9 protein-coding genes are annotated in these 12,377 nt (G+C 66.2%); 6 read left to right on the forward strand and 3 right to left on the reverse strand.

The genetic code is table 11. From position 1 onward, the window contains the following. Window positions 1-478 precede the first annotated feature (478 nt). Window positions 479-994 carry a L,D-transpeptidase gene (locus tag JQ573_RS33500; RefSeq protein ID WP_092121208.1) on the forward strand — a complete coding sequence of 172 codons (516 nt, stop codon included), beginning with the start codon at window positions 479-481 and terminating at the stop codon, window positions 992-994. 91 nt (window positions 995-1,085) lie between these two features. Here the strand turns inward: JQ573_RS33500 and JQ573_RS33505 are convergent, their stop codons facing one another. Beyond that, complete coding sequence (locus tag JQ573_RS33505; RefSeq protein ID WP_212312876.1) at window positions 1,086-1,694, reverse strand: thermonuclease family protein; 609 nt, start codon at window positions 1,692-1,694, stop codon at window positions 1,086-1,088. 51 nt (window positions 1,695-1,745) lie between these two features. Beyond that, window positions 1,746-1,973 carry a DUF1674 domain-containing protein gene (locus tag JQ573_RS33510; protein ID WP_212312874.1) on the reverse strand — a complete coding sequence of 76 codons (228 nt, stop codon included), beginning with the start codon at window positions 1,971-1,973 and terminating at the stop codon, window positions 1,746-1,748. Between the two features lie 187 nt (window positions 1,974-2,160). Here JQ573_RS33510 and JQ573_RS33515 point away from each other — a divergent pair, with 187 nt between their 5' ends. From JQ573_RS33515 to purH, 3 genes are all read left to right on the forward strand, one after another. Beyond that, window positions 2,161-3,507: an RsmB/NOP family class I SAM-dependent RNA methyltransferase gene (locus JQ573_RS33515; protein WP_212312872.1), complete on the forward strand. Its 1,347-nt coding sequence runs from the start codon at window positions 2,161-2,163 to the stop codon at window positions 3,505-3,507. Between the two features lie 137 nt (window positions 3,508-3,644). Further along, window positions 3,645-5,396, forward strand: coding sequence for a heparinase II/III family protein (locus JQ573_RS33520; protein ID WP_212312870.1), 1,752 nt, complete (start codon window positions 3,645-3,647; stop codon window positions 5,394-5,396). A 247-nt stretch (window positions 5,397-5,643) separates the two neighbouring features. Beyond that, window positions 5,644-7,236, forward strand: coding sequence for a bifunctional phosphoribosylaminoimidazolecarboxamide formyltransferase/IMP cyclohydrolase (gene purH, locus JQ573_RS33525; protein WP_212312868.1), 1,593 nt, complete (start codon window positions 5,644-5,646; stop codon window positions 7,234-7,236). A gap of 276 nt (window positions 7,237-7,512) precedes the next feature. Here purH and JQ573_RS33530 read toward each other — a convergent pair whose 3' ends face one another. Further along, on the reverse strand, window positions 7,513-8,892 hold the full coding sequence (locus JQ573_RS33530) for an MFS transporter (protein WP_212312866.1): 1,380 nt from the start codon (window positions 8,890-8,892) through the stop codon (window positions 7,513-7,515). A 125-nt stretch (window positions 8,893-9,017) separates the two neighbouring features. Here JQ573_RS33530 and ggt point away from each other — a divergent pair, with 125 nt between their 5' ends. After that, complete coding sequence (ggt, locus tag JQ573_RS33535; protein WP_212312864.1) at window positions 9,018-10,763, forward strand: gamma-glutamyltransferase; 1,746 nt, start codon at window positions 9,018-9,020, stop codon at window positions 10,761-10,763. Window positions 10,764-10,980: 217 nt separating this feature from the next. After that, window positions 10,981-12,279: an MFS transporter gene (locus tag JQ573_RS33540; RefSeq protein WP_212312862.1), complete on the forward strand. Its 1,299-nt coding sequence runs from the start codon at window positions 10,981-10,983 to the stop codon at window positions 12,277-12,279. Window positions 12,280-12,377 lie beyond the last annotated feature (98 nt).

The following is a 12,377-nucleotide window of genomic DNA, read 5'->3' on the forward strand; positions in this document are numbered from 1 at the left end:
CGAGCCTCGGCGACACCTCGACCTTGGCCGATCCGGCCGTCGTCGACGACCTCGTGCAGAACCGGCAGAACAAGAAGTAATCCGGCAACGGCAATATCGGGACATTGAAGAAGGGCCGCGCGCGATCTCCGCCGCGGCCCTTCGCTTTCTCGTCACGCGACCCGGCATCCATCCCGCATCACGGGCGGGACAGGCTTCGCTCAAAAAACGCTCGGTGCGGCCATTTCACGGGATTGTCAGAGGCGCGGCGCGATTGCGGCGCGTTTGTGGCCAAGTGTTGTTTTCAGGTCATTTACTTTAATCCGAACTTTTCCTTTTCTGCCGGCCATCAGGACGTGTCTCGCGGCCGGTGTGAAACCACCCGGTTAAGACACGCGGTTAATATTGCGTGCGCGAGACCGGCGGGCCCGGTTTTTTCAGGGCTCTGCACCTTCGTTTTTGGCTCCCTCGCGGGAGCTGTTGGGAAGTGGAGAGGTTGATGTCGATGAAGTTTGCGGTGGCGCTGGCTGCCACCCTTGGTGCTGTTGTTGTGATGTCGCAGACGGCCGAAGCGCGGCCGGAAATGGTCGGAATACACGCCGACAATTATGAGCCGGGCACCATCGTGGTGAAGACCAACGAACGGCGGCTCTACCTCATTCTCGATTCCGGCCACGCGATGCGTTACCCGGTCGGCGTCGGCAAGTCCGGCAAGCAGTGGGCCGGCACCACCCGGATCGACGGCAAGTATCGCAACCCGGCCTGGTCGCCACCCGCCGAGGTCAAGCGCGACAAGCCGAGCATCCCGAACGTGATCGCCGGCGGTTCGCCGGCGAATCCGATGGGCGTCGCCGCGATGACGCTGGCCGGCGGCGAATACGCGATCCACGGCACCAACGTGCCCGGCTCGGTCGGCGGCTTCGTCTCCTACGGCTGCATCCGCATGCTGAACACCGACATCACCGATCTTTACTCGCGCGTCGAGATCGGCACGACGGTCGTCGTCACCCGCTGATCGCGCAGGGCGCTTCGTCGAAAGAAAAGCCGCGCAAATGCGCGGCTTTTTATTTGGCCGTTCAGCATGGCCGCGGCCGCGACGCTGTTACTCAGCGCGCAAAATTTCCGCACCAGCCGAAGCGATGGCCACCATTGTAGGCGCGCGCATGGCCGGCCGCGAGCAGCGCCGCCGAGACGTTGTCGGTCTTCCTGGTCGCGACATCGGCGACGACGCGGCCCTGATATTTGTCGGGACCGATATTGTAGATCGCGACATCGCCCTGGCCGAGCAGATCGCGCAGCGCCACCGTGGCTGCCTGCGCCATCTGCAGTTCGCGCGCGCAGGATGCCTTCAGCTCCGGCGCGTCGATGCCGCGCAGCCGCACCCGCGTATACAGATCGGGCCCCGGCGCGAGATGCACCCTTGCCTCGAACGTGTCACCATCGATCGTCCTGATCACGTCGACAGCATGGCGCGCGTCAGGCGCGCCGCCGCGCTGCCAGATCATTTCGGCATCGCGCGACCGGCTCAACGACCAGTGCGATGGCGAGGGCACCCATTCAGGCACCCATCGGCGGATCGGCAACATGCTGCCGACGGCGATGCCGAGAACGAACACCCACGGCAGCGCCGCCGAGACGCGGCGGCCCCAGGGCGAGCGGCGAAAGGGCGGACGTCCCGTCCCACGATAAGGATTTATTCTCTCGTATGGGGACATATTCCCAGACTGGCCCGAGTCGAACGGTCAGGCAAGACACTCCAAAACCTCTCAGAAGTCCGAGGCGATGCCCTTGGTCTCCCAATCGCCATAGCGCGTTGGTTCCGGCCCCTTCGGGCCCTGGAATTCCTTCGGCCGCGCGGCCGCATCCTTCGCGGCGGCCTCCTCGGCAGCCTTGCGCCGCGCCGCGGCCTCGGCGAGCGCGCGCTGCGCCGCCGGCGTCAGCGGCTTGCGCGGCGCGGGTTCCGGCGGAGACGGCGATGGCGATTTCTCAGACATGACGGGCCTTTTTGACAAAACTTTCTGCCTGCGAATTTCGTATCTTGGTGTTGGCTCCGTGACGGCATCACGATCAAGAAATCCCGCAAGATGATTCTTACATTTGGCATATTCGCATGCCAGAGGTGTTTTCGAGTTGATGGCATGAGCCGAACGTAACTCAGCACCTTCGAGATATCTCCGCTCCATGCCTCCTTCAAGATTTGCAGTCCCTGCCGAAGTCCCCGGTCTCGCGGCGCGCCGTATCGCGGCCGACATCCTCGATGGCGTGCTGCACAAGCACCGCACGCTCGACGATCAGCTCGACGGCGCCGGCGCGCATCCCGGCCTGAAATCGCTGGCCGATCGCGACCGCGCGCTGATGCGCCGGCTGGTGTCGACCATCCTGCGCAAGCTCGGCACACTCGGCCATTTGCTGTCGCGGCTGCTCGACCGCGGCGTTCCGACCGATGCACCGCGCGCGCAGAGCGCGCTCCTGATCGGCGCCGCGCAGATCCTCTGGATGGACGTGCCTGACCATGCCGCGGTCGATCTGTCGGTGCGGCTGGTGCAGTCCGACCGGCGCGCGGCGAAATATGCCGGGCTCGTCAACGCCGTGCTGCGCCGCTGCGCGCGCGAGGGCCAGGGCCTGATCGACGAGATCAGCCCGCAGACGCTGGATCTGCCGCAATGGATGCTGGCGCGCTGGAATGCGCATTACGGTGAAGCCACCGCGCGCGACATGGCGCTGGCGCTCGGCCACGAACCGTCGCTCGATCTCACGGTGAAGTCGGACGCGCCGCAATGGGCGAGCCGCCTGCATGGCGAGATCCTGCCGACGGGAACCGTGCGCACGCTGCTGCAGGGTTCCGTCACGATGCTGCCGGGCTTTGCCGAAGGCCAATGGTGGGTGCAGGACGCTGCCGCAGCACTTCCGGTGCGCCTGTTCGGCGACATCAAGGACAAGCGGATCGCGGACCTCTGCGCGGCGCCGGGCGGCAAGACCGCCCAGCTCGCGTTGGCCGGCGCACAGGTCACCGCGGTCGACCGCTCGCCGGCGCGGGTCGCGCGGCTGCGCGACAACCTCACGCGGCTGGAGTTGCAGGCAGAGACTGTCGTCGCCGACGCGGCCGAATGGCCGGCGGAGGCCGCGAGCTTCGACGGTATCCTGGTCGATGCACCCTGCACCTCGACGGGAACCATCCGCCGCCATCCCGACGTCGCCTGGCTGCGGCAGGAGAGCGACATCGCCGCACTGACGGCGCTGCAGAAGCGGCTGCTGCATAAGGCCGCCAATCTGCTGAAGCCCGGGGGCACCCTGGTCTACTGCACGTGCTCGCTGGAGCCGGAGGAAGGCGAGCACGCGATTGCGGCGCTGCTGGCGAGCGAATCAGGCCTGCGCCGAGCGCCGGTCGAGACAAGCGAAGTCGCCGGCCTCGACGACATCATCACCGCAGACGGCGATTTGCGCACCCTGCCCAGCCATTTGCCCAACGCCGACCCGCGGTTGGGCGGGCTGGACGGCTTTTACGCCGCCCGGCTGGTCAAATCCTGATTTTAAACTTCAGTCCTCTAAGCTCGAAGTGATTCGCGCGGTATCAAGAGGGTGTCTTGGATATCAAGAGGGTGTCTTGGCCGCGTTTCCGGATTAAATAAGGATTCGTTGAAAATTCCCTCCCCGCAAGGTTAGGCGTGTCGGTCGCTCAAAGCAGACGCATCTCGACGCTGATTGCTGGCCGGTTTGCCCGCAGCATGCTCGCACGCGCCAGCGGGAGCACGGTGGCGCTGTCGCGGCTCTGGCCCGGCCGCACCGACCGGCTGATCATCGCCCCGCATGACCTCCGGACCGCCGACGCCACCCGCGCGGCCGAGATCTATGCCGGGCGATTCGTTTTCGCCGGCAAGATCGTGACCTGCCACGGCCGCTCGATCTTCGATCTCGAACCGCCGTCGGAAGATTGGGAAGCCGCCCTGCTCGGCTTCGGCTGGCTACGCCACCTGCGCGCCGCCGACACCGCGCTGACCCGCGCCAATGCCCGCTCGCTGGTCGACGACTGGATCTCCAACCAGGCGCGCAAGCGGCCGCTGGAGCGGCGCGCAGATGTGCGTGCACGGCGGGTGATCTCGCTGTTGTCGCAGGCGCCATTGGTGCTCGGCGACACCGACGGAAAATTCTACCGCAAATATCTGCGCGGGCTGGCGCGCGAGATCCGCTATCTGCGCCACGCCACGCTCGACAATGACGGCGTGCCGCGCCTGCAGGTGTTGATCGCGCTGTGCTATGCCTCGCTCTGCCTCGCCAACCAGGCGCGCAACATCAAATCCGCGACGCGCAGGCTGTCGGACGAATTGCAGCGCCAGATCCTGCCTGATGGCGGCCATATCTCGCGCAATCCCGGCGCGCTGGTCGAGCTGCTCAGCGATCTGCTGCCGCTGCGCCAGACCTTCGCTGCACGCAATATCGCGCCGCCCCCGGCGCTGCTCAACGCGATCGACCGCATGATGCCGATGCTGCGCTTCTTCCGGCACGGCGACGGCAGCTTCGCGCTGTTCAACGGCATGAGCACTGCGCCCTCCGACCTCGTCGCGACGCTGCTCGCCTATGACGACACTCGCGGCGTGCCGATGTCGAGCATGCCGCATAGCGGCTTCCAGCGCCTCGATGCCGGCAACACCACCTTGATCATCGATACCGGTCCGCCGCCGCCGGCCAGCGTCAGCCAGGATGCGCATGCCGGCTGCCTGTCGTTCGAGCTGTCCTCCGGGGTGAGCCGTATCGTGGTCAATTGCGGCATGCCGAACACCGGGCGCGACAATTGGCGGCCGTTCGCGCGTTCCACCGCGGCGCATTCGACGCTGACCTATCGCGACACCTCGTCGTGCCAGTTCGTCGAGCTGTCGGCGATGAAGCGGCTGTTGCGCGGCGCGCCGGTTACCAGCGGGCCCAGCAACGTCGAGAGCTACCGCGAAGCCATCCCCGACGGCGACGTGCTGACCGCCTCGCATGACGGCTATCTCTCGCGCTTCGGCGTGATCCACCGCCGCGTGCTGATGATTGCCCAGGACGGCACCCGGATGGAGGGCGAGGACTCGCTGTCGCCGGCACCCGGCGGGCGCATCAAGGGCAGCGAGGCCGATTTCGCGCTGCGCTTCCATCTGCACCCGTCGGTGAAGGCGAGCCGGCTGTCGGACGCCCGCGGCGTGATGCTGGTGCTGCCCAATCGCGACGTCTGGACCTTCGAGGCGATGGACGACAAGGTCGACCTCGAGGACAGCGTGTTCCTGGCCGGCAATGACGGTCCGCGCCGCACCTCCCAGATCGTGATCCGGCAGGACGCAAGGCAGGCCGCCACCATCCGCTGGAGCTTCGTGCGCTCCTCGACCTCAGTCACCGCCACCAACGCCCGCCGCAACGCCCGCCGCGAGCCGGAACTGCCGCTGTAGGGCAATCTCCGCTATTTGAACCGTCATCCTGAGGAGCCGCGAAGCGGCGTCTCGAAGGATGCACGGCCCCGCCGGTGGCCGTCGACCCTTCGAGACGCGCTACGCGCTCCTCAGAGTGACGGGTAGGCAGGGCCGGGCGATTTCGGCCCAGTCATTCGCAATTTCCCGGGATATCGACCTTCCGCACTGGTTTCATAGCGCACAAAACCATGCTACCCGGCTGCCTTAACAGCCAGGGATTTCCTAGATGACCGAACAGCTTCGCCGCGTGACCCGCGCTCTGTTGTCCGTTTCCGACAAGACCGGACTGATCGATTTCGCCAAGGCGCTTTCCGACCATGGCGTCGAGCTGGTGTCGACCGGCGGCACCGCCAAGGCGATCGCGGCGGCCGGGCTGAAGGTCAAGGACGTCTCCGAGCTCACCGGTTTCCCTGAAATGATGGACGGCCGGGTCAAGACGCTGCATCCGAAGGTGCATGGCGGCCTGCTCGCGATCCGCGACAACAAGGAACATGCCGCGGCGATGGCCTCGCACGGCATCGCGCCGATCGACCTCCTGGTGGTTAATCTCTATCCGTTCGAAGCCACCGTCGACAAAGGCGCCGGCTTCGAGGAGTGCATCGAGAATATCGACATCGGCGGCCCCGCGATGATCCGCGCCGCGGCGAAAAACCATGACGACGTCGCTGTCGTGGTCGAGGCGCAGGATTATCAGGCTGTGCTGGACGAGCTCGCCACGCACAAGGGCGCGACTTCGCTCGGCCTGCGCCGCCGGCTCGCCGCCAAGGCCTATGCACGCACCGCGGCCTATGACGCCGCGATCTCGAACTGGTTTGCCGTGCAGCTCGACACCAAGGCGCCGGACTTCCGCGCCTTCGGCGGCAGACTGATCCAGTCGCTGCGCTATGGCGAGAACCCGCACCAGACCGCGGCGTTCTACGCCACGCCGGAGAAGCGGCCGGGCGTTGCGACCGCACGCCAGCTGCAGGGCAAGGAACTGTCCTACAACAACATCAACGACACCGATGCGGCCTATGAATGCGTCGGCGAGTTCGATCCGCAGCGCACCGCGGCCTGCGTGATCGTCAAGCACGCCAACCCCTGCGGCGTCGCCGAGGGTCCGGATCTCGCCACCGCTTACGCCCGCGCGCTCGCCTGCGACTCCACCTCGGCCTATGGCGGCATCATCGCGGTCAACCGCACGCTCGATGCAGATGCCGCGCGCGCCATCATCGGCATCTTCACCGAGGTGATCATCGCACCCGACGCGACCGAGGAGGCGATCTCGATCATCGCCGGCCGGCGCAATCTGCGCCTGCTGCTCGCGGGCGGCCTGCCGAACGCGCGCGCAGTCGGCCTCACCGCCAAGACCGTCGCCGGCGGCCTGCTGGTGCAGAGCCGCGACAACGCGGTCGTCGAGGACATGAATCTGAAGGTCGCGACCAAGCGCGCGCCGACCGACGCCGAGCTGCGCGATCTCAAATTCGCGTTCCGCGTCGCCAAGCACGTCAAGTCGAACACCATCATCTACGCCAAGGATCTCGCCACCGTCGGCATCGGCGCCGGCCAGATGAGCCGGGTCGATTCCGCGCGCATCGCCGCGCGCAAGGCGCTGGATGCGGCGGCCGAGCTGAAGCTCGCCGAGCCCCTGACCAAGGGTTCGGTGGTCGCCTCCGACGCGTTCTTTCCGTTCGCCGACGGCATGCTCGCCTGCATCGAGGCCGGCGCGACCGCGGTGATCCAGCCGGGCGGCTCGATGCGCGACGACGAGGTGATCAAGGCCGCCGACGAGCACGGCATCGCCATGGTGTTCACCGGCGTGCGGCATTTTAGGCATTGACTGCGACCGTAGCCCGGATGGAGCGACGCGAAATCCGGGACGGTTTCTCCGCGGACCAAAGACCCCGGATTACGCTTCGCTCCATCCGGGCTACGGGGCTGTCGTCCCTGCGAAAGCAGGGACCCATAACCACAGGCGTCAGTTGTCGGAAAAAGCTCGGGCTCCAGTGCCGCGCAACACGAGCTGCGGTGGTTATGCGTCCCGGCTCGCGCGGAGCCTGTCATCTGGCGGCGCTTAGCGCGGACCCGTTGGCTTGGCCGGGACGACGGCGGTGGTTTACTCGCGCACCTTCGCCAGCAGCACCAGCCCCACCACGAAGAACCCCACCAGCACCGCCATGCCGTATTTCTGGCTCGCGGTCGCGGCCGTGATCGCGCCGATCAGCAGCGGGCCGATGAACGACGTCACCTTGCCCGTGAGCGCGAACAAGCCAAAATACTGCGCGATGCGATCCTTCGGCGCGAGGCGGATCAAAAGCGAGCGCGAGGCTGCCTGCAGCGGCGCGCCGGTGGCGCCGATCAGGCAGCCCAGCACGATATAGGCGCACTCGGCGGCGCCCGCGAACAACGGACCGCCAGGCACCGGCGGCGCGACCGGAATGAACAGGATGGAATCCTTGTTCACGGTGAGGATCACGACGATCGCAAACAACAGGATCACGAGGCTGCCGGTGATCACGCGCTTCGGCCCGAACGCATCGTCGAGCTTGCCGCCGAGCCAGCCGCCGAACGTCCCGGCCACCGCCAAAATGATTCCGAAGGTGCCGATCCGGATCGTGTCCCAGCCGAACGTGCCGGCGGCATAGATGCCGCCGAACGCGAACAGCGACACCAGCCCGTCGGTGTAGATCATGTTCGCCAGCAGAAACCACGCCAGCGATTTCTGCTTCGGCAGGCTGGCCAATGATCCCCTGAGCTCGCGCAGGCCCTCGCCGAGCGCCTGGCGCATCGGACGCTTCGCCGGATAGTCCGGCGTGAACAGGAACATCGGCGTCACGAAGATGATGAACCACAGCCCGGTCAGCGGCCCGGTGATGCGGTCGCCTTCATGCATGACGGGATCGAGGCCGAACAGCGGCGTGAAGCCGAACAGCGTGCGGCCGGTCTCGGCATCGGCGGCGAGAAAGCCGAGCACCAGCACAAGGCTGAGGATGCCGCCGACATAGCCGGTGGCCCAGCCGGTGCCGGAGAGCCGCCCGATCCGGTCCGGAGGCACCAAGGTCGGCATCATCGCATTGTTGAACACGGTCGCGAACTCGACGCCGACGCTGGCGATCGCATACGCCAGCAGCAGTGCCGGGATGATGTCGGGATTGCCGGGCTTGCCGATCCACATCGCGCTCGAGCCGATCACCAGCAGCGCGCCGAAAACAGCAATCCACGGCTTGCGCCGGCCGCTGGCATCGGCGATCGCACCCAGCACCGGCGACAGCAGCGCGATCGCAAGTCCTGCAGCTGCGGTGGCAAAGCCCCAAAGCGCCTGCCCGCTTGCGGCATCGGGCGCGACGAAGCTCGCGAAATAGGGCGCGAACACGAAGGTCGTGATCAGTGTGAAATAGGGCTGCGCGGCCCAGTCGAAGAAGATCCAGCTGACGACGGCTGCGCGGCCAGGATAGGCCTTGGTGTAGGCCTGCGCATGTTCAGCGCCCGTCTGCATTGTTGCCGTCATCGCGAAAGATATTCCCCAACTCGAACCACAGGCAGGCTTTTGCCGCTTCAATCCGTTCCCATATAGCATGGGCCGGTTTGCTGATACGGCGATGAACAGGGCAGGACATTTCGATGGCGCTGACAGCAACGATGTCGCGACGGCTGTTTACCGCTCTCCTGGCGATCGGCATCGCGACACCCGCCCTCGGCCAGGTGCAGCGGCGCGCTTACGAGCCCTCAGCCACCAATACGATTCAAAGCATTCGCGCCGAAAACGGCATGGTGGTGGCGCAGGAGAAGCTGGCCGCGCGGGTCGGCACCGACATCCTCCAGCAAGGCGGCAACGCCGTCGACGCCGCGGTCGCCACCGGCTTTGCGATGGCGGTGACCTATCCGCGCGCCGGCAATATCGGCGGCGGCGGGTTCATGGTCATCCATCTCGCCGGCCGCAACGAAGATGTCGCAATCGATTATCGCGAAACCGCGCCGCAGGCCGCGACGCGCGACATGTTCCTGAATGCCGACGGCAAGCCGGACCCGGACAAGTCGCGCAACTCCGCGCTCGCGATCGGCGTGCCCGGCACGGTCGCGGGCCTCGCGCTGGCGCTGGAGAAATACGGCTCCGGCAAGTTCACGCTGGCGCAAATCATCAAGCCCGCGATCGATCTCGCCAGCGACGGCTTCATCGTCACCGACGATACGTCGGACACGCTGTCGGACATGTACCGCCGCATGTCGCGCTGGCCGAACTCGGCCAAGACGTTCTCGCATGCCGACGGCACGCCGCTGCATGAGGGCGACCGCCTGATCCAGGGCGATCTCGCTGGCGTATTGACGGCGATCGCCGAGCAGGGACCGCGCGGCTTCTACGAAGGTGCGGTCGCCGAGAAGCTTGTCAGCGGGATCAAGAATGCCGGCGGCATCTTCACGCTCGAGGATCTGAAAGCCTACCAGCCGGTGATCCGTACCCCGATCCACGGCACCTATCGCGGCTACGACATCGTCTCGATGCCGCAGCCTTCCTCCGGCGGTGTCGTGCTGCTGGAGATCCTCAACATCCTCGAGGGCTTTCCGATGTCGGATATGAAGCAGGGCTCGGCCGCCTCGCTGCATGTCATGATCGAGGCGATGAAGCGGGCCTATGCCGATCGCGCCCGCTATCTCGGCGACCCTGCCTTCGTCGACGCGCCGACGCAGCTGCTGATCGACAAGGATTATGCCGCCAGGCAGCGTACCACCATCGACCTCGCGCGCGCTACGCCCTGGACCGACGCGCGCAGGGCCAAGCAGCCGCATGAGGGCGACAACACCACGCATTATTCGGTCGTCGACGCCAACGGCAACGCCGTCAGCAACACCTACACACTGAACTTCCCCTACGGCGTCGGCCTGGTCGCCGACGGCACCGGCGTGCTGCTCAACAACGAGCTCGACGATTTCACCGCGGCGCCTGGTGCCTCCAATGCGTTCGGCCTGGTCGGCTTCGAGGCCAATCTGCCCGGACCCGGCAAGCGCCCGCTGTCGTCGATGGCGCCGACCATCGTGCTCAAGGACGGCAAGCCCGTGCTGGTGACGGGATCGCCGGGCGGCAGCCGCATCATCTCCGCGGTGACGCAGATCATCGTCAACGTCATCGATTACAAGATGGACATCGCGGCTGCGGTCGCCGCGCCCCGCATGCATCATCAATGGCTGCCCGACGAGGTCCGGATCGAGCGCGGCTTTCCCGACGAGGTGCTCGCCGAGTTGCGCGCCAAGGGGCACAAACCGGTCGAGCCGCTCGGCTACTCCTCCGCGAACTCGATCGTCGTCACGACCAGCGGTCTGCTCGGCGCACCCGATCCACGCACGCGCGGCTCGGAGGCCGCGGGATACTAGAGCTTGATCCGGACCGGTACGGCCGCGGCCGCGCAAAGTGCGAAGCGGTTTTCCCGCGACAAACGCGAAGCGTTTACGCCGAGATCATGCTCAAACTAAAGACCTAGAGGGCAAACGCGGCTTTGCCCGACCTGCAACATCGCGATAGATTGGCGGTCCGCGCAACTCCGGCCGCGGATCGCAAACAGCCGGAGAATGATTTCTCCGGGGAACGCGCATGAGCACGGCCGAATCCAAATCAATCGAAGTCGCAGAGATCGAGGACACCAGTCTCCTCGCCTTCTATCGCGACATGAACCTGCCGGAGCGGCGCACGTTCTGGGCCTGCGCCTCGGGCTGGACGCTCGACGGCATGGACTTCATGATCTATCCGCTGGTGATCGGCACCATCATCACGCTGTGGAAGGTCGATGCCGGCACCGCCGGGCTGGCCGGCACCGTGACGCTGCTGGCCTCCGCCGTCGGCGGCTGGCTCGGCGGCTATCTGTCCGACCGTATCGGGCGGGTCAAGACGCTGCAGCTCACCATCATCTGGTTCTCGTTCTTCTCGCTGGTCTGCGCCGTGGTGCAGAATTTCGACCAGCTCCTGATCGCCCGCGCGCTGCTCGGCTTGGGCTTTGGCGGTGAATGGGCGGCCGGCGCGGTGCTGATCGGCGAAGCGATCCGGCCGCAATATCGCGGACGCGCGGTCGGCTCGGTGCAGTCGGGCTGGGCGATCGGCTGGGGCCTTGCGGTGCTCGCGCAGGCGATCCTGTTCTCGATCCTGCCGCCCGAGAACGCCTGGCGCTGGATGTTCGTGATCGGCGCGCTGCCCGCGCTGCTGGTGTTCTATCTGCGCCGCTATGTCACCGAGCCGGAGATCTCCGCCGCGACGATGGCGCAGCAGCAGGCATCCGGCAGCGGGCCCGCCGCATTGTGGGAGATTTTCCAGGGACCGATCCTGAAGACCACGCTGCTGGCCTCGCTGGTCGGCACCGGCATGCAGGGCGGCTATTACGCCATCACCTTCTGGGTGCCGCGCTTTCTTACCACCGAGCGCAAGCTCTCGGTGGTCGGCTCGACCGGCTATCTCGCGACGCTGATCATCGGCTCCTTCATCGGCTATCTGGTCGGCGCCTGGCTTGCCGACCGGATCGGCCGGCGCAATCTGTTCCTGATCTTCTCGCTCGGCGCCATCGCGATCGTGCTGCTCTATACCCAATTGCCGCTCTCCAACGAGGTGCTGTGGGTGCTGGGCTTCCCGCTCGGCTTCTTTGCCTCAGGCTATTTCTCTGGCATGGGCGCATTCCTGACCGAGCTCTATCCGACCCGGCTGCGCGGCTCCGGACAGGGCTTCTGCTACAATTTCGGCCGCGGCGTCGGCGCCTTGTTTCCGTTCCTGGTCGGCGCGCTCTCGACCACGACGACGCTCGCCAACGCGATCGCGATCTTCGCGGTGGCGGCCTATGCCGTGTTCTTCATCGCCGCCTACGCGCTGCCGGAAACGCGCGGGCGCGTGCTGCATGCGGGCGGGTAGCGCCGTAACAGGTGCGCGATGGCCGCGCCGCTTGCTCCGTCGTTCCCTCCCCCTTTCGGGGGAGGGCTAGGGAGAGGGGTGGCCGCGAAGACGGTGCT

This window comes from Bradyrhizobium sp. AUGA SZCCT0105, assembly GCF_018129565.1.
Taxonomy (GTDB): Bacteria; Pseudomonadota; Alphaproteobacteria; order Rhizobiales; family Xanthobacteraceae; genus Bradyrhizobium.

Bases quoted from the DNA above. Each gene is read 5' to 3' on its own strand.
- JQ573_RS33515 (WP_212312872.1), top strand. From the start codon at position 2,161: ATGCCTCCTTCAAGATTTGCAGTCCCTGCCGAAGTCCCCGGTCTCGCG.
- JQ573_RS33500 (WP_092121208.1), top strand. From the start codon at position 479: ATGTCGATGAAGTTTGCGGTGGCGCTGGCTGCCACCCTTGGTGCTGTT.
- JQ573_RS33505 (WP_212312876.1), bottom strand. From the start codon at position 1,694: ATGTCCCCATACGAGAGAATAAATCCTTATCGTGGGACGGGACGTCCG.
- JQ573_RS33540 (WP_212312862.1), top strand. From the start codon at position 10,981: ATGAGCACGGCCGAATCCAAATCAATCGAAGTCGCAGAGATCGAGGAC.
- purH (WP_212312868.1), top strand. From the start codon at position 5,644: ATGACCGAACAGCTTCGCCGCGTGACCCGCGCTCTGTTGTCCGTTTCC.
- JQ573_RS33530 (WP_212312866.1), bottom strand. From the start codon at position 8,892: ATGCAGACGGGCGCTGAACATGCGCAGGCCTACACCAAGGCCTATCCT.
- JQ573_RS33510 (WP_212312874.1), bottom strand. From the start codon at position 1,973: ATGTCTGAGAAATCGCCATCGCCGTCTCCGCCGGAACCCGCGCCGCGC.
- ggt (WP_212312864.1), top strand. From the start codon at position 9,018: ATGGCGCTGACAGCAACGATGTCGCGACGGCTGTTTACCGCTCTCCTG.